Annotated in this window: 13 protein-coding genes; 10 read left to right on the top strand and 3 right to left on the bottom strand. The window is 45.3% G+C overall.

The window, feature by feature from the left end; genetic code table 11:
• Nucleotides 1-103: 103 nt before the first annotated feature.
• Nucleotides 104-1,501: a hypothetical protein gene (locus GMES_RS07225; protein WP_006991971.1), complete on the bottom strand. Its 1,398-nt coding sequence runs from the start codon at nucleotides 1,499-1,501 to the stop codon at nucleotides 104-106.
• 221 nt (nucleotides 1,502-1,722) lie between these two features.
• Here GMES_RS07225 and GMES_RS07220 point away from each other — a divergent pair, with 221 nt between their 5' ends.
• From GMES_RS07220 to GMES_RS07210, 3 genes are all read left to right on the top strand, one after another.
• Nucleotides 1,723-2,214: a GNAT family N-acetyltransferase gene (locus GMES_RS07220; RefSeq protein ID WP_006991970.1), complete on the top strand. Its 492-nt coding sequence runs from the start codon at nucleotides 1,723-1,725 to the stop codon at nucleotides 2,212-2,214.
• Nucleotides 2,215-2,368: 154 nt separating this feature from the next.
• Nucleotides 2,369-4,330: an alkaline phosphatase D family protein gene (locus GMES_RS07215; RefSeq protein WP_006991969.1), complete on the top strand. Its 1,962-nt coding sequence runs from the start codon at nucleotides 2,369-2,371 to the stop codon at nucleotides 4,328-4,330.
• A 168-nt stretch (nucleotides 4,331-4,498) separates the two neighbouring features.
• Complete coding sequence (locus GMES_RS07210; protein ID WP_006991968.1) at nucleotides 4,499-6,484, top strand: alpha-amylase; 1,986 nt, start codon at nucleotides 4,499-4,501, stop codon at nucleotides 6,482-6,484.
• A gap of 112 nt (nucleotides 6,485-6,596) precedes the next feature.
• Here GMES_RS07210 and GMES_RS07205 read toward each other — a convergent pair whose 3' ends face one another.
• Nucleotides 6,597-7,346 (bottom strand): GntR family transcriptional regulator, encoded by a 750-nt coding sequence (locus GMES_RS07205; RefSeq protein ID WP_006991967.1) that lies wholly within the window; start codon nucleotides 7,344-7,346, stop codon nucleotides 6,597-6,599.
• Between the two features lie 350 nt (nucleotides 7,347-7,696).
• Here GMES_RS07205 and GMES_RS07200 point away from each other — a divergent pair, with 350 nt between their 5' ends.
• From GMES_RS07200 to GMES_RS07175, 6 genes are all read left to right on the top strand, one after another.
• Complete coding sequence (locus tag GMES_RS07200) at nucleotides 7,697-9,784, top strand: glycoside hydrolase family 31 protein (protein ID WP_006991966.1); 2,088 nt, start codon at nucleotides 7,697-7,699, stop codon at nucleotides 9,782-9,784.
• A gap of 27 nt (nucleotides 9,785-9,811) precedes the next feature.
• Nucleotides 9,812-10,363 carry a TRAP transporter small permease gene (locus GMES_RS07195; protein WP_006991965.1) on the top strand — a complete coding sequence of 184 codons (552 nt, stop codon included), beginning with the start codon at nucleotides 9,812-9,814 and terminating at the stop codon, nucleotides 10,361-10,363.
• 1 nt (nucleotide 10,364) lies between these two features.
• Nucleotides 10,365-11,651, top strand: a complete 1,287-nt coding sequence (locus GMES_RS07190) for a TRAP transporter large permease (protein ID WP_006991964.1) — start codon at nucleotides 10,365-10,367, stop codon at nucleotides 11,649-11,651.
• Nucleotide 11,652: 1 nt separating this feature from the next.
• A complete protein-coding gene (locus GMES_RS07185; RefSeq protein WP_006991963.1) occupies nucleotides 11,653-12,693 on the top strand; it encodes a TRAP transporter substrate-binding protein in 1,041 nt (346 codons plus the stop codon).
• A 386-nt stretch (nucleotides 12,694-13,079) separates the two neighbouring features.
• Nucleotides 13,080-15,476, top strand: coding sequence for a TonB-dependent receptor (locus GMES_RS07180; protein ID WP_006991962.1), 2,397 nt, complete (start codon nucleotides 13,080-13,082; stop codon nucleotides 15,474-15,476).
• 307 nt (nucleotides 15,477-15,783) lie between these two features.
• Nucleotides 15,784-16,125, top strand: coding sequence for a hypothetical protein (locus GMES_RS07175; RefSeq protein ID WP_039986865.1), 342 nt, complete (start codon nucleotides 15,784-15,786; stop codon nucleotides 16,123-16,125).
• Between the two features lie 92 nt (nucleotides 16,126-16,217).
• Here the strand turns inward: GMES_RS07175 and GMES_RS07170 are convergent, their stop codons facing one another.
• On the bottom strand, nucleotides 16,218-16,916 hold the full coding sequence (locus GMES_RS07170) for a cation diffusion facilitator family transporter (RefSeq protein ID WP_006991960.1): 699 nt from the start codon (nucleotides 16,914-16,916) through the stop codon (nucleotides 16,218-16,220).
• Nucleotides 16,917-16,982: 66 nt separating this feature from the next.
• On the opposite strand from GMES_RS07170, the gene GMES_RS07165 reads away from it, so the two are divergent.
• Nucleotides 16,983-17,372 (top strand): Cd(II)/Pb(II)-responsive transcriptional regulator, encoded by a 390-nt coding sequence (locus GMES_RS07165; protein ID WP_006991959.1) that lies wholly within the window; start codon nucleotides 16,983-16,985, stop codon nucleotides 17,370-17,372.
• The last annotated feature ends 111 nt before the right edge of the window (nucleotides 17,373-17,483 follow it).

The raw sequence follows: 17,483 nt of genomic DNA, 5'->3' as shown, positions 1-17,483 counted from the left end.
TAGATTAATTCTAAAAGTTGATTTGAATTTATTTTAAATCTGATAGCGCCGTCTACATTGGCGCTTAAGACTCATATAATAAGTTTCATGTAGTCAGTTTTCTTCAATAAAAAGTCACTTCACTTGAACTCAATTGCAGCTCATCTTCGTAGTCAACAAAAAAGAACTCTTGATTAAATGTATCGTCACTCACCTCAATAATGTCGTCAAAACTAAAGAGATCATCTCCTAATAGCCTCTTCACTTCAGCCATTGACTGACCCTGCTTAAAGGCCCCGAATTGCCAAGGGCGATTAATCGTCAGTTTATTTTGACGAAAGACCGAATCCAATAAATACACTCTGTTCACTGTGCTACCTGTCACATCCACGACTAGGTGGTTATCCATAATCAGCAAATTTGTGTCTTTGTCACTCGCGACTTCTCCTATCGCTAAAGATTTCAGTGTATTAACATCAACTAACTCGAGATCGCCATTAATATATTGGCTTAAGCTATCAGTAATGTGCGTATTATGGGCGACATCAAGTCTACTTGGCTCAAAATCGCGATGCGATACAGAATAAAAACTCGCAACATAGTCAGGTTGTCGATTTCGCTCTACTGATTTAGCGATACCCTCTATTGAAATGGTTTGAGATGAGTGTTTAAGCACTGCAGTGTGTGTAGAATTTTGCTGGGTATTTAGGGCTTTCTCAACGTCAAACATAGGCATGTCATGTGACACCTTATTAAAAATTCGCCACTCTTGCTTTTCAAATCGAGCATCAAAATCAAGCATACTAAGAAGCTCATTGCTAAACCAAACATTTCGATTGGTGACACTTACCAGCTTATCGTTGGAGAATGTCAACCAAAGATCACGACCATAAGAAACAAGCAATAAGTCATCATCCAGAGCATACACTCCTGCAGGGCGACCAAATAACTCCACAGCTTCGTCATAGGTACTTTGTAATCGCAATCCAAATACCCCCTGCTCAAAGTCGATTGAGAACGATTCAATGGAAGGCGGCGGTAATTTGTTAGTGTTTATTTGATAGGTAATAGCATGTTGTTTTTTAGCGCGTATTTTTGACTCAAAACTTAAAGCAAATTTCCTTAGGCCACTTGCATCATAGGGCGTTGCCTTGGGTGACAGCGCAGCCCCCATAGCGCAATTATTAACAAGTTGCGCAGTGAAACTTATTCGGTTACGTGCCACGCGGGATTCCGATACCAAGCTATCTAACACAACCGATTTTTTTGTTAATATGACGCCATCAACTCTCTGCTTTTGAGCAATGTCCAAAATATCTTGAATAACTTTGCCTCGTGTTTTTGCCAGCGATTCAGCATCAGTACTTCCTGTCGAGAATCTTAATCGTCCACTTACTTTAATAGTATCTACAACTTCATAATCACAAGCTGGATAAAACTGTAAAAGCTCTACGGCAGGGCTTTCTTTGGCCTGCATGGCAAAACAAGCACCTAACAACAAATTTATATTCAGATATCTCATAAATTTCCTTTTTACCTATCATATCTGTCTTAACATATACCTGTATCTTATTGACGAATAATAAAAATCAGCGAATAGTTTGCAAGACAAGGTTAAAGTCATTATTGGTTAAAAAAACTCTCAATACAACAGACGGCGTTTCGCACTTCATCCCTGCAGCTAGTATCTGACTGAATTTTTTCGTTGGCACGAAAGGTTACGGTTGGTAACTTAGTGAGAATATGCTGCTAATACGACATTTCACTCAACAAGAGAAGGCACATCTTATCCGCTGCTTAAACTCTCCTAACGTGACGCGCTTCTTGTCGAGCCGCATTCCCTCCCCTTATACAGAAGATGACGCCATTTGGTGGATTGAGCATGGCAGCAAAAATGGCATTATTCGCGCTGTTGAAGTGGACGGTGAATTTGCTGGCTGTGTGGGCGCTGAGCCAGGCCAGTTTGAATATGCCTATGCAGCTGAAGTCGGCTACTGGTTGGCTGAGCCGTTTTGGGGCAAGGGCTACGCCTCAAAAGCGCTTGCGTTACTGATTGATGAAGTGCAAAACACCAGTGAAATAGTGCGCTTACACGCCAGTGTATTTGAAGGCAACCAGACATCTTGCAAAGTGCTAGAAAAATGTGGCTTTATATTAGAAGGTAGGTTTAAAAAGGCGGTCTACAAGCAAGGTGAATTTTATAATACGCACCTTTACGCCAAGATAATACGCTAGCCGGACTGCATGCTTATCAGACTCACTTAACATTTAAACCCACACATCAGTAACATACCCTCTAATCAATAAATGCATGTCTGTGTGGATCAACCCAAGAGAACATTGCTAAAGTAACCGCCACTCTATTGACTATTAAAGTTAGGAAGTCGATTTGCAGCAATCAGCGTTAAAAGTACTCGCAGGACCTGTTTTAAAGAAACTCACGTGCGATAAAGTGACGTTATGGTTAGTCACCAACCAATCCATCAATATCAAGTTGTCGCTTACACCTGAAGGTCAAGCTGCGCAAACCTATCCACTTGAGCAAACCAACGATCGCGAAATTCCTCAGCACAGACGCATTAAAGTCGGTGAACATCTTTATATTCATTTACTGCACTTGACACTCGACACCCCGTTACCCACTGACTGCTGGATTGGCTATCAGTTAGCGTTTACCGCTGAAAACGAAGCAGAAGTGAAGCTCACCGAATTGCTCAGTGATATTTGTTACCCACGGCGCTCCACTCCTGGTTTTGTGGTGCACAATAAACTGCGCAAAATTCTGCATGGTTCGTGCCGCAAGCCTCATCATGACAGCCCTGATGGCTTAGTCATTGCTGATAACTTACTCGCTGCGCTGCAAGACTCCCCACATCAGTGGCCGAGTTTATTGATGATGACGGGAGACCAAATATACGCTGACGATGTGGCAACGCCCATGTTGGCAGCAATTCACAGTGTTATCCCCTCCCTAGGCATAGATAATGAAATCTTTGCAGATTCCACCGTTGCTGACAGTCACGCCCTACATGGTGAAACGGCCTTATACAATCAACGCATGCAAATTTTGCCCAATGACAGTCAAAGCCAAAAATTAAAGATCCCGCTTTTTAAGTCCGCTGAAAAGCCGGTCTTCACCACAGTGCACGCGAATAATCATTTGGTGTCGTTTGCAGAAGTGATGGCCATGTATTTACTGTGTTGGTCGCCCGAATGTTGGGCAACTGCGAATACCGATATACCTAATGGTAATGGCGAGCAAAGCGCAATAGGCGAGCAAAGCGCTGATGAATATCTAGGCGAGTTGGCCTTAATCGAACAATTTGTATCGGGCTTATCGCAGGTTAGGCGTGTGATGGCGCATCTTCCTTGCCCTATGATGTTTGACGATCACGACGTAACCGATGACTGGAATTTAACCGCCGATTGGGAGCAAGCAGCCTACGGTAATGTGTTCTCTCGGCGGATAATAGGTAATTCATTAATGGCCTATTTACTGTGCCAAGGATGGGGTAACGCACCGCAAAACTTCAGTGATGAATTACTGCAAAAGGTGCAATTGAGTTTGCAGGACTTAGGCTGTCCAGAACACGATGAAACCATCACTAAATTGTTAGAGTTTGAACAATGGCATTACCAATGGCCCACCTCGCCCAAATTATTGGTGCTTGATACCCGCACCCAGCGCTGGTGGTCAGAATCGAACGCCAATAAGCCGTCAGGTTTGATGGATTGGGAGTCACTCACTGAATTGCAACAAGCTTTGATGAATGAGCCAGCAGTGGTGCTAGTGTCGCCAGCACCTATATTTGGGGTGAAACTCATCGAAGCTATTCAAAGGGTATTTACCCGTATTGGAAAACCACTGGTGGTGGATGCCGAGAACTGGATGGCTCACCCCGGCAGTGCAAATTACCTATTGAATCTATTCACCCATCGAAAAACACCTCAAAACTTCGTGATTTTATCCGGGGACGTGCATTACTCCTACGCATACCATGTGAAGTTAAAGCGCAGACGCAACAGCCCTGACATATGGCAAATCACCAGTAGTGGCTTAAGGAACACTTTCCCAGAAGGTTTGCTCAATTGGCTCGACCGATTAAACCGCTGGCTGTACGCGCCGTATTCGCCTTTAAACATGTTTACCAAACGGCGAAATATGCGCGTCACACCGCTAAAACCGTCTCACGCATCGGCCGGTGAACGTTTAGTTAATGGCTCAGGCATCGGTTTGGTAGAGCTTGACGATGAAGGGAAACCAACACGCATCAGCCAATTATTGTTTGATCAGCAAATACAGTTTGAAGAAGCGGATATTGCCGACTCAGCACAAATGCAAAGACAATAAAGGTAAAAACAATCACAAAACAAAAAAACAACATTTTATTTACATACGTATTCATTTGGTAATTTTTTTGCTCTTGCCGTAGGGTTTCATCGCCACGGCTAGGAGCATTTACATATCGTCACGTATGCCTTAGCAGATGACAGAACGATCAACCTAAGGGATACGATAATGAATACATCTTTAAAAACCATTGCTTGTGCACTGGTAGTTAGTTTTAGCACTCAAAGCAGTGCAACACCCACAACTTTTGTCCACTTATTTGAGTGGAACTGGCAAGACATAGCCACTGAATGCGAAACCTATCTGGGCCCCAAAGGCTATGCCGCGGTTCAAGTATCTCCGCCAAACGAGCACATCACCGCAATTCAGTGGTGGGCTCGTTATCAACCCGTTAGCTACGTGCTGCAAAGCAGAGGGGGAAACCGCGCACAGTTCATTGACATGGTACAGCGCTGCGATTCAGCAGGCGTGGATATATACGTAGACGCGGTCATCAACCATATGGCGGCAGGCTCAGGAAATGGTACTGCTGGCAGCAGTTTCGGCGCTAAGCAGTACCCTATATTTTCCCCGCAAGACTTCCATACAACTTGCACAATCAACAACTACAGCGACCGAGGACAGGTACAAAATTGTGAATTGGTTGGCCTAGCTGACTTAGACACGGACGCGCCCTACGTTCAAGACACCATAGCGGCCTACTTAAGTGACTTGACTAACATAGGCGTTAAAGGGTTTAGATTAGATGCCGCGAAGCATATGCCTAGTGCCGATATATCTGGTATTTTATCCAAAGTCTCGGGGACCCCCTTGATCTTTCAGGAGGTCATCGATCAAGGGGGTGAAGCTGTATCAGCCAGTGAGTATGCCAGTAACGGCTTAGTAACCGAGTTTAAGTACAGTGTTGAAATAGGTAACACGTTTCGAAATGGTAAATTAGCTTGGTTAAGTAATTTTGGAGAAGGCTGGGGGTTCATGCCTAGCTACCAAGCAGTGGTCTTTGTTGACAACCATGATAATCAGCGGGGTCACGGCGGCGGGGGCAACGTTATTACGTTTGAAGATGGCAGGTTATACGATCTGGCAAATGTCTTTATGCTTGCCTATCCCTATGGGTATCCAAAGGTGATGTCTAGCTTTGACTTTCATTCTGATACCGATGCGGGAGCTCCCAATGTGAGCGTACACAACAACGGTAATCTTGAGTGCTTTGGGCAAAACTGGAAGTGCGAGCACCGCTGGAGTTACATAGCTGGCGCAGTCGATTTTAGAAATAATACTAATGATGACTTCTCACTGTCTGACTGGTGGGATAATGGTGCTAATCAAATCGCCTTTGGCCGCAGCAGCTCAGGCTTTGTCGCCATAAACAAAGAGAGCTACCAACTTAGCGCGAGCGTACCCACTTCGATGGCACCAGGACAATATTGCAATGTATTGAAAGGTCAACTTGCTGGTGATGCTCAAAGCTGTTCCGGAGACGTTATAACCGTACAAAACGATGGAACGATAAACCTTAATGTTCTGCCTTTTGATGCGATAGCGATTCATCACAATGGCAAAATCACAGACTCTGCGCCCACTCAAAATAGGCAAAGAACGGTCATATTTATTAAAGCACAGACGCAAAATGGTCAGGATATGTTCGTGCGCGGCGGTATAGACCATGCCTATGCCAGCAGCCAATTAGGCAAGGCCTGCACAGCTGAAAACTATCAATGTGCAATTCCAATCACCCACAATAATCTGCGCAACACAACCACGGCTGTGTGGAAACAAAGTGAAAAATACCTGGATTGGTATGGTGCTGAAAGCGCGCAAAATGCAACCTCAGAAGGCACCGCAATGGACTGGACGACGAACCTTTGGCCCGCCAGCTATGGCCCACTAAAAACAGTGGTCAACGACGGGTTCGGGCAAGAAGTGCTCAATGAATGGGGGGAGCATTACTGGATGCTAGATGTACAAATGGATTGCAGTAAAACCGTAAACGGCTGGTTCGAACTCAAGGCCTATGTGAAAAACGGACAAGGCTTTGAAAGCGATGTGCAGCAAACCGGTACACCTTACCCTTCGAGCAATCACTTCGCTCAATGCGGTAAGATAAACCAATTCGATTTCAACAGTTCAACTGCGTATATCGAGCCGTTTTAGTTAAGCAAATAGACATCGAATGTGTGAGGTGTAAAGGCTGCGTTAAAAACACGTGCGGGTAAGCCTTACCCGCTATTTTCCAGCGTCACGTCAATAGCAGTGAAGCAGGTTGTTAGTTCAACTCCACTAAGTAATGGTATTTATCACTGCGACAACGGCTGATACGGTATTCCATCGGTTTGTCGTTTAGCGACTGAGCGATGCGTGTTACTTCAAGCAACGGCTCACCGAGCTTTATGTCGAGGTTATCTACGTCATTTTGAGTGGCGAGCTCCGCTTTGATACTGTCACGTATGGTGTGTACGGTCAGGTTAAAGTTGGTTTGATAAAAATGGTACAGCGTATGCGGCACTTCTTTTTCATCGAGTAATGCTTTAAACCATTTATGGGGCAAAAAAATAGTCTCTGCGATACAAAACTCATTATCTAAAATACGCCGCCTGATCAGTACAATCACTTTGTCTTTCGGGTTAAGTGCTAAGGCCGCCGCGACTTTCTTATTGGCCGTTTGCGTTGAAATAGACAATAGCTCAGCCTTAGGCAATTCAGGGGATTTGCCATCCGCAATCAGCGGATAGAAACGATAAAGTCCGTGATGACCCGTGTGCTCAGAAACAAACGTACCAATGCCTTGCCTACGGGTAAGAATTTTAGCGCTCGTTAGGCTGTTCAGCGCTTTGCGCACCGTGCCTTGGCTGACGCCAAACTCGCTGGCAAGCTGAAATTCGTTGGGTAGCATTTCACCTGGCTTCCAGCGCTGTTCAACGATAAGTTGAGTCACTTGCTCTTCCACCTGTTTGTACAAAGGTTGGAAAGCTAAACCAGGTCGGCTAAGTTTGTTGTCAAAGCGATTTTCGTTCATATACGGCAAATTTGTTGAAACAAAATATAAGAGTAATATTAAGTGTATGTCTTATACAAGATATTATCGTTTGGTTTACATTAAACTTTGTTAGAGATCAATTCGGTGCATTTTTGTGAAGTGCATTAATCCCGCTATATTCGATAGTTTTAAGCTTTGTTTCAATCACTTAATATACGCGCCCTGGATAACCTCAAACCCACTGTGCAACTAAAACCCAACAAAGATTGACAAGAATTTAACACTACTATAACTTATATCTTATATAAGATTGTGAGGGTTAATCGCATCGCCTCAGTGCTAGCATTTGCGCTTCCCCATTGTGCCATTATCACGAGTGAGAAAAATTCATGTCTACAACTACGTCTTTGTTTGATGTTACTGCCCCAAATTGGAACGATATAAAGCAAGCTGAAGTGGCCGGCGCGGCCAGCTTGCAAAGTGATTCCAGTGTGCTTATCCCCACGTCTCAAGGTGATTTACACATCGCATTTCATGCGTTTGGTGTGCGTTTACAAATTGGCAAAAAAGACCAGCCTGATTATGGCTTGCTCGTATCTACACACGATGTAATAGCAGCAGACATCGTTTCAAGTGAGCAGCAAACAACCTTGATTGCTGGCGACAGTAAGTTGGTGATCACCCACACCCCCTTCACGTTTGAGCTATCACAAAACAGTAAAACCATTCAACAAACTGCGACCGATGGCCACTTTGTGCGCCGCTACCGCTTGCCGCCTCTAGCCAAAGTAGACAAAGGCTGGTTAATGAGCCTAGAGCTTGATACCGACGAAGCTGTATACGGCTTAGGTGAAAAATGGGGTAGCCTTAATAAGCGCGGTCAACTGGTGCGCTCATACAACCATGATGCACTGGGCGTAAACGCAGAAATTTCCTACAAAAACACGCCATTTTGTTGGAGCCCCAGCGGTTGGGGCGTGTTTGTGCATACCCCTGCCCCGGTAACACATGCTGTGGGTTATGCCACTTGGTCACAACGTGCTTACGGGGTGTTAGTGGAAGATGAATGCCTAGATATGTTCTTGATGCACGGTGAAGATGGCAACGCCATGATCAACACCTACACAGATTTAACCGGCAAAGCACCAACACCACCCGTATGGAGCTTAGGGGTTATTTTATCGAAAGCCTATTACAAAGACGTACCTGAATTATTGGCCACCGCAAAAGACGTACGCGATCACAAAATGCCGTGCGACGTCATCACTCTTGATGGACGTGCATGGCAAGACACAGACACCCGCTTTGCCTTTGAATGGGATCCCAAACGCTTTGACGATCCAGCGGCGGTGATTAATAAGCTCAAAGCAGACAACTTTAAAGTGTGTATATGGGAATACCCGCTGGTATCGATTCAACACCCTCTTTTCGCTGAAATGGCCAAGAAAGGCTGGTTACTGAAAGACAAGCGCACCGGCGAAGCGTATCAATACAAGTGGGACATGAGCGCGTTCGCAGAAGTGCTCACTCCGCTACCTGAGTCCGGCATTGTCGATTTCACCCACCCTGACGCATACCAATTTTGGATGGAATCACACAAGCCGTTGTTTGATTTAGGCATTGATATGATCAAAGCCGACTTCGGTGAGCAAGTCGAAGATGACAATATGCTGGCTCACAGCGGTGATTCAGGCAACCGGTTGCACAACGTTTACAGCTTTCTATACAACAAGTGCGTGTATGAAGCCGCAGAGAAATATTCTAAAAACGGTCCTTTCTTATTCAGCCGTTCAGCATGGACCGGCTCACAGCGCTTCCCTAGCCAATGGGGCGGCGACCCACAAGCTGATTGGGGCGGGCTAAGCGCCAGCATCCGAGGCGCATTGTCGTGGGGAATGTCAGGAGCGCCTTTCTTTGCCACCGATATCGGCGGTTTCTTTAAAGATACTCGTGACCAAGAGCTATTCATTCGTTGGTCACAAGCCGCCGTCTTCAGTGCTCACATGCGTTTACACGGTATCGGCCAGCGTGAACCTTGGAGCTATGGCCCTGAAGCAGAAGAAGCGGTCAACCAAGCATTAGTGCTACGTTACCGCTTACTGCCGTATATTTACAACGCTATGCAACAAGCAAGCAGTACGAGTGTGCCCTTGATGCGCGCGATGCCACTGGCGTTTCCTAAAGACCGCTTGGCGGCAGCGTTTGAATCGCAGTTTATGTTCGGTGACGACATGCTAGTGGCTCCCTGCTTAAAACCCGGCGGAGAAGTAGAGTTCTACTTACCCGAAGGTGAATGGCAACGTTTCCCAAGTGAACAAACCTACCACGGTGGCAAGGTTTATAACCTGACCCTTGGCGCTCAAGAAATGGCCGTGTTCATACCTAAGGGCAAGCGCATACCGCTTGGGCCAGATGTTGAACACACGGACGAGTTGACAGATAAGCAACCGCAAATCAGCCATTACTGGCCCAAATAGTCCTTAAGCGCAGTCGGAGAATACCTCATGCAAAATGCTGTCAGTCGCGGGTTTTTAGCCATTAATCGCCCGCTCGGTAAGGTCAATTATGCCATCAGCACCCTTGGCAAAAACGTCGCGGGCGTGCTGTTAAGTGCTATGTTGCTGATGATTTTAGCTCAGGTGTTCTGCCGTTATGTGTTAAACGATTCCCTGGCATGGACCGAAGAACTCGCGAAATACTTGATGGTATGGGTCGCATGTTTAGTTGCGCCTTGGGCATACCGTGAAAATTTAAACGTGTCTATCGAGATGTTTGCCGACGCCCTGCCACAAGGCTTACGCAGAATGTCAGAAATTATTATCACTCTTTTAGTGATTATGATCAGCGCGGTGTTCTTCAAACAAAGCGTGGCATTTTTCCAAGGTGGTTTTGAAATATATGCCTCGTCCATGCCCGTCAAGCTTGCTTACTTTTATGCCTGCGCACCGTTAATGTTTGCGGCCCTGTTTTTAGTGGGTATCGAAAACCTGATCAAACAACTCTTTGCTCGTGATTATCTCACTGCGCAAACTATTCCCCCCATGGAAGTAGAATAATATGTCTATCAGTTATTTTTGGGTTTTCATTCTATTGCTCACTGCTGGCACGCCAGTGGTATTTGCCTTGTTAATTGGTCCAGGCGTCAGTTTAATGCTGGACGGTAACGAGGTGTTTTTCTCTGCGCTGTTAACCCGGTTGTACTCAGGGATGAATTCGTTCCCTTTGATGGCGGTACCGTTTTTCATATTAGCCGGTGAGCTAATGAATCAAGGCGGGATCACCCAGTCTATTGTGCGCTTTAGCCAAACCTTAATTGGCCATTACAGAGGCGGCTTAGCGCAAGTAAATATTTTATCGTCAGTGCTCTTCGCAGGGCTATCAGGCTCAGCGGTCGCCGATACCTCTGCGTTAGGTAAAATGCTTATCCCCGCTATGGAAGAAAACGGCTACAGCAGGCGCTTTGCGGCTGCCGTTACTGCCGCATCGTCTGTTATCGGCCCGATTATTCCGCCCTCAGGGATCATGATCTTGTACGCATTTATCATGAACGTATCTGTGGCGGGCATGTTCTTAGCCGGTATTACCCCGGGCTTATTGATTTGTGCTGGTTTGATGATAGTCACTAGTCGCATTTCCAAAAAACGTAACTACCCAGTAGCAAATCAAAAAGCCACGTGGTACGAACGGGGCAGCGCACTTAAAACATCTTTTTTACCCCTACTTACCCCCGTAATTTTACTCGGTGGGATCGTATTAGGTGTGTTCACCCCGACAGAAGCAGCCGCAGCTGCAGCGGGTTATGCACTGATCGTTACCTTATTTGTGACCAACACCCTTAAATTCGACAAACTACCGCACATATTAGTTAACGCAGCCGTGCAATCAGGAACAATTTTATTACTGGTAGGCTCAGCGGTAACCTTCGCCTGGATCATCACCGTGTCCGGTATGGCTGATATGTTAGCCGAACAAATCGTCGGCATAACCGACAACGTCTTGTTGTTGCTGCTGATCATTAACTTATTCTTATTCGCCATCGGAATGTTTCTAGATGCAGGCCCTGCGATCTTGATCCTCGGCCCTGTGCTAGCGCCTATTTTTATATCCCTAGGTATCGACCCACTGCATTTTGCAGTGATCATGTGCGTAAATTTAACGGTTGGCTTAGCAACGCCTCCTATGGGCTTAGTGCTATTTGTGGCGGCGTCCGTTTCCGGCGAAAAAACCGAGAATATAGCTTACGAAATGCTGCCATTTTTAGCAGTTGAAGCCTTGGTGATTTTTATTATTACCTATTTTCCTGCGGTCACTATGACCTTACCTCGTTTGTTTGGGTTTGCTTGATATGAATACAAAACGCATTGCGCTTCTGACTGTTTATGCCGTCATTGCTGTAGCCAGTATGGTCGGTATTATTAACGCCAATTCCGATCGGGCTGAATTTATCATCAAGGCGTCTATTCAGGCATCCACCCAAGATGAAGATTATGTGGGTCTACTGGCATTTAAAGAATACGTAGAGCAAGCCAGTGAAGGTCGAGTACAAGTTCAGCTTTATTCCTCGGGCCAGTTTTGTGGCGGTGTGCCTGAGTGTATTGGTAACTTACAAAAAGGCGTGCTTGAGATGTTTCCTACTACGGCCGGTGGTACGGGTAACTTTTTCGCGCCGGCCCAAGTACTCGATTTACCCTACGTATTTGATAACGACAAGCAAGCCCAGTGCGTACTCGATGGGCCTATTTTAAGTAAAATGCGCAGCACCGTTTTAGAGCGTAATCTACAGATACGCTTAATGGGTGTGACCAACACTGGCGGCTGGCGCAATTTCGCTACCACCAGCAAAGCCATTCATCACCCGCAAGATTTGGTAGGCCAGAAAATACGTACTACGCCGGCTAAAATACAGCAGGAGCTTGTGCGGCAATTGGGCGCAAACCCGACGCCGGTTTCATGGGCTGAGCTCTATACCGCACTGGCAACAGGCGTGGTGGAGGGCAGCAAAAATGGCATTCAGGATATTATTGGGGCTAAATTAGAAGAGCATTTAAAATACATAGTGCTGGATGGTCATTCGTATATGGCGGCTTTATGGTGGTTTTCGGAGTCCGTTTGGCAATCATTACCTAAAGATATTCAAGGCATTATTGAACAAGGCTTTGTACGTCAGCAAAAAACAGCAAATGATTTAGTCTTTAATCAAGAAGCTAACTCGTACGCGTTGTTTGAAAAAGCCGGGGGTACGGTTTATCGCCCGACCCCAAGCGAAAAACAAGCCTTCAAAGATGCTTCAAAAAATATGCGTCAGTGGTTTAAAGATAACTACGGCGATGATTGGCTAACGTTGCTGGAAACCTCTGTGGCGCAATGTGCTACAGACGCTAGCTGATCTGTTACGAAAATGTATCAATTCTATTTATAGCCACTATAAGTAAGACTCAAAAAAAACGCCTCTGCCTACCTATGTAGTCCATTGTTATTGGGCTACAAGCTTATTCTCCACATCCCCTAACAATTAAAAATAGATTTAACAAAAAGATTGCAATTGGTTAACTTTATGGTTAAATTTTGTCTATCTTTTGTCTTATATAAGACATCTAATGTTTGACACAAGATGCCCTATGCGTCAGCACAATGATCATTTCATGCTGTTGATGAAATGAAATATTAAATGAAGAACGGTAAGCCAACTACGAACACACTGACATTCTGCAACCTGGACACGCTGCAAATGAACACTGGACTTGCCCCTAAAACAATACCGTGGAGAACACCATGTTACTAAGACCTAGCACACTACACTCAGGTATCACGCGCGCACTCGCTATCGGTACGTGCATGACAATCGGCTTCGCCGCCAACGCACAAGAAGCTGAGCCGGCGGAAGATAAAGGCCTAATGGAGAAGATCACTGTTACGTCGCAAAAACGCGTAGAAAACCTCAACGAAGTTCCTGTTGCTGTATCTGTGTTACGTGAAGATCAAATTAACTCTGCGTTCTCTGCGAACATTGAAGGCTTACAAGCTTTGGTTCCTTCAGTTAGCTTTCGTAAAGGTAACACCAACCGTAACTCGGCTATAACTGTACGTGGTATCGGGACGATTTCATTCAGTGTGGCGGCAGAGCCAAGTGTATCTACTGTGGTTGATGGTGTTGTACTGGGCCGTTCCGGCCAAGCATTTGTCGATTTATACGACTTACAACGCATCGAAGTACTACGAGGCCCTCAAGGCACCCTTTTTGGAAAAAATGCGTCAGCCGGTGTGGTTAACATAACCACCAAGCGCCCTTCTGATGAATTTGGCGGCACGGCCGAAGTGACCTTATTTCAGGATAACGAATACCGTTTAAAAACCAGTGTAACAGGTGCATTAAGCGATAATGTTAATGGTAGTTTGACGGTACTTAAATCGCAGTTCGACGGCTATATCGACAATGTATATAACAACGAAACAACCAACGGCTACGATAAGGAAGGTATCCGCGGTATGTTGGACATTACCGCTGCTGACGATACCGACATCCTGTTCATTTTTGAAAACGTAAAATCGAATGATAATTGCTGTGCAGATTTAGAACTTGCACCAAGCAACCGTTACGTTACCTCTGACGCGGCCCCTGACAGCACAGGCAATGGCGACCTCGATTTAGAGCAACGTAAAATTGACCATGACTTTGAAACTCGCACCATAGATGAAACCACTGGTTTCTCAGTGCAAGTGGACAAAATGATTGGCGATCACGAATTTACTTCAATCACAGCTCATCGCAGCTGGGATAACACAGAATTCCGCGAAGGTGACTTCACCTCAACCACGGGCTCTATTCCTTTACCTGTTAACTTTGGTAGCGTGCCGGACGGTGGCGTTGGATTTCAGCTTCACGATACGGGTGTACAAAACTGGAAACAAACATCTCAAGAGTTTCGTATAGCCTCCCCTGTTGGCGGTGACTTTGACTACCAATTAGGTGCATTCTGGTGGACACAAAAATCTGAGCGTAACTTTACCCGTGATGCCAGCTGTCAGAATAACGGTGGCCAATTCCCAGCGGCTATTGGCACATACCTGACCGAAAGTCTTGGCGTAGTTGACCCTTCTGAAGCGCAGATTAATCAATTTATCGCCGATGAAAATCTAAGCTGTAATGCTAACGACATCGTCAGTGCTACTGCCTTTATGCGCACTCAGTTCGATAACTGGGCATTGTTCGCTGACGGTAAATACCACATTAATGACGACTTGCGTTTATTGTTCGGTATTCGTTATACAGATGATGAGGTGAGTTACTCACATGACCGTCGCAGTAACGATGAATACAAACGCACAGGTGTTGGCGTACGTAGCTTTGAAACTAACTATCAAGGTGAAACTGACGAAACTAATGTATCAGGTAAAATTGGTGTGCAGTACGACTTAACTGACAGCAGTATGGCGTATTTCACTTTCTCGCAAGGTTATAAAGGCCCGGCGTTTAACGTGTTCTACAACATGGCCGATGCTGATGCACTGCCCATTGATAAAGAAACATCTGATGCATACGAGCTAGGTTATAAATACGCCAGCAACGATTTAATTTTCAACGCGGCTATTTTCAGAACTAACATCGATGGTTTCCAAGCGAATAACTCTGAATTACTTGATGGCGTAACGATTACCCGTTTGACAAACGCAGGCTCAGTGATTACTGAAGGTATCGAGTTTGATTTGATGTGGCAAGTAACAGATGACTTCACACTCACCGGTGGTCTATCTAAAGTTGATGCCGAAGTTGATGAGTTCAAATGCCCAGTGACTGACGCAAACTGTACGGGTCGCTCTGGTGCAGACTTACCTTTCTCGCCTGATCTTAAGTACTCTGTAACGGGCGAATATCTATGGGAGCTAGATAACATGAACGTTATCTTGAACAGCTCTTACGTGTACACCGACGAAATGTACGCAGGTGCCCCAGGTGGTACGGCAACTGCAATAGACTTGCTACCAGATTACGGTATTTTAAACGCAAGCTTGGCATTCTCGTTTGACGACGATGCTTATCGTATTAGCTTAATCGGTAAAAACTTAACTGATAAGAGCTTTGTCACTACCTACAGTGGCGATAACTTCCGTTATCAAATTCCACGTGATGCAGACCGTTATTTCGGTGTTCAATTACGTGCAAATTTCTAACCGTAAACGTCTAACCTTTCCCTGAGAGTTAGTGTGTGTTTAGGGCGCCTTCGTGGCGCCCTTTTTTATGTCCGTGATCAAGAAAAACGCACAATTTTAAAACAATCCTTTAATTCCATTTGCCACTGGGGTAAGTTTATTTATAATCGGCTTTTACTTATTATGCACATGAGCCATTAGCCGATAAAATTCAAGTAGTTAGCTTTAAGCTGTGTTTTACTCGCGGTTTAATCTGTGGGTGCTTAAACACGTAAATTGATATGGCGAGCCATATTGTTACTTTTTATTGATAATCTATTAGTTAATTATGAAATTTCACATTCAAAAGCATTTAGAATCTTACTTAGTAAAAGAACGCGTACCAACCGAATACAGAAAGTTAGCCTTGGGTTGTGAGTCACATCTAGAAGACTCTTGCACGTTAATCACTTTCCCTCACGATCGTAAAAACATGGTGAAAAGCAGCTTAGTGCAAAAAGCACTGACTAAACTAGGCGAGCTTGAAGATCAAAGCTTGGTCGTGATCGGTGGCTGTTTTACCGCTGAATCAGTTGAGCTTCTTAATGGAGTGGACGCTGTGATATTGTCACTGTCTGAAGGTCATTGGACCGATACCAGTAAAGGGCATATTCGCGCAGATCACGATTAATATATTAAGGTTTTACCCTAAAACCGAATGAAAGCGACGAACTTTTCGTCGCTTTTTTATTACTGCTCATTACCGCTGGCAGTTCTGCGGTTCTAGTTACAACAGGAGGATTTAGGCTTACTTTGCGCTTGGTCTGTCCCCTCTTTCTTGTTTCCCATCTCAGCAGATGACGCCGAGCAATGGCTAACTTGAGGCTTCGCGGCCAATAATCCTCTCGCCTCAGCGACAATTTTCCATGATGACTGAACAATCACTAAAGCAATGATGGTCCCTATGACTAAATCCGGCATTGGCGAATCTAGCCACACCACCAGCCCAGCAGATACAATCACGCCCACATTGGCTATCATATCGTTGCGCGAACATATCCAACTGGCACGCATGTTAATGTCACCCGTTCGGTAGCGAGACAGTAATACGAAGCAAAATAAGTTTACGGCTAAGGCTAACAGTGAAATCCACAACATAATATTGCTTTGCGGTGCACTTCCACTTATTAAGCGCCTGATGACATCAAATAAAATAAAGCCAGCTAACACCAGCTGCAGACTGCCGTTGAACAGCGCCGCCTTGGCTTTGTACTCAATGGCCTTACCTACAGCGTAAAGCCCCACCATATAGACCATGGCATCCGCTAACATGTCTAACGAGTCCGCCATTAAACCGCTTGATTGCCCTATCCAACCGGCAATAAATTCCACGAAGAACATGCCACCATTCAGACCTAGCACAGTCCACAATAACGTTCGTTGTTCTTTATCTTGGGCGTTCACACCACAACATTCGCTCATATAACTCCCATTGAATTGCGTATCAGTAAGCGTAGAATAAAGGTTCCAGTAACAGGAAGGTCAAGCATGCAAATTAAACAATTAGCGCAAGTAACGAAAGTCAGCGCCAAAACGATCCGTTATTACGAGGACATTGGGCTGTTACCTGAGGCAAAGCGCGGGGAAAACGGTTACCGCTACTATCAGCAAACCGATGTGTCTTCATTGAATTTTATTCGTCGCTGCAAAGAACTAAGGATGCCCTTGGCTGACATTAAAAGACTGGTGGCAGTCCAAAGTGATAGCAATGCCCCCTGCGCCGAGGTTGACGCATTGATTGCCCAGCAATTGGAACAAATCCGCGTTGCCCAATATGAATTGCAACAACTGGAAAAAAACCTGCAAGGATTGGCCGATAGCTGTGAGCACAATCAGATCAAAGATTGCAGCATACTCAACCAGTTACACGCAAATTGAGCGTGCGTTTGAAGTGCATAAAAAAAGCCCTACAGACGTAGGGCCAAAGGTGCCTAGGAAGGCTGCTAAAAGTGACGCTATTAACGCCGTGCAAGTATTTTTCTCATGAAT

Origin of the sequence: Paraglaciecola mesophila KMM 241, assembly GCF_000315015.1 — a bacterium.
Taxonomy (GTDB): domain Bacteria; phylum Pseudomonadota; class Gammaproteobacteria; order Enterobacterales; family Alteromonadaceae; genus Paraglaciecola; species Paraglaciecola mesophila.
Note: the sequence above shows the minus strand (reverse complement) of the source record. Positions and strands in the feature narration are given on the sequence as shown.

Bases quoted from the DNA above. Each gene is read 5' to 3' on its own strand.
- GMES_RS07180 (WP_006991962.1), top strand. From the start codon at position 13,080: ATGTTACTAAGACCTAGCACACTACACTCAGGTATCACGCGCGCACTC.
- GMES_RS07225 (WP_006991971.1), bottom strand. From the start codon at position 1,501: ATGAGATATCTGAATATAAATTTGTTGTTAGGTGCTTGTTTTGCCATG.
- GMES_RS07165 (WP_006991959.1), top strand. From the start codon at position 16,983: ATGCAAATTAAACAATTAGCGCAAGTAACGAAAGTCAGCGCCAAAACG.
- GMES_RS07205 (WP_006991967.1), bottom strand. From the start codon at position 7,346: ATGAACGAAAATCGCTTTGACAACAAACTTAGCCGACCTGGTTTAGCT.
- GMES_RS07175 (WP_039986865.1), top strand. From the start codon at position 15,784: ATGAAATTTCACATTCAAAAGCATTTAGAATCTTACTTAGTAAAAGAA.
- GMES_RS07210 (WP_006991968.1), top strand. From the start codon at position 4,499: ATGAATACATCTTTAAAAACCATTGCTTGTGCACTGGTAGTTAGTTTT.
- GMES_RS07185 (WP_006991963.1), top strand. From the start codon at position 11,653: ATGAATACAAAACGCATTGCGCTTCTGACTGTTTATGCCGTCATTGCT.
- GMES_RS07190 (WP_006991964.1), top strand. From the start codon at position 10,365: ATGTCTATCAGTTATTTTTGGGTTTTCATTCTATTGCTCACTGCTGGC.
- GMES_RS07200 (WP_006991966.1), top strand. From the start codon at position 7,697: ATGTCTACAACTACGTCTTTGTTTGATGTTACTGCCCCAAATTGGAAC.
- GMES_RS07195 (WP_006991965.1), top strand. From the start codon at position 9,812: ATGCAAAATGCTGTCAGTCGCGGGTTTTTAGCCATTAATCGCCCGCTC.
- GMES_RS07220 (WP_006991970.1), top strand. From the start codon at position 1,723: ATGCTGCTAATACGACATTTCACTCAACAAGAGAAGGCACATCTTATC.
- GMES_RS07170 (WP_006991960.1), bottom strand. From the start codon at position 16,916: ATGAGCGAATGTTGTGGTGTGAACGCCCAAGATAAAGAACAACGAACG.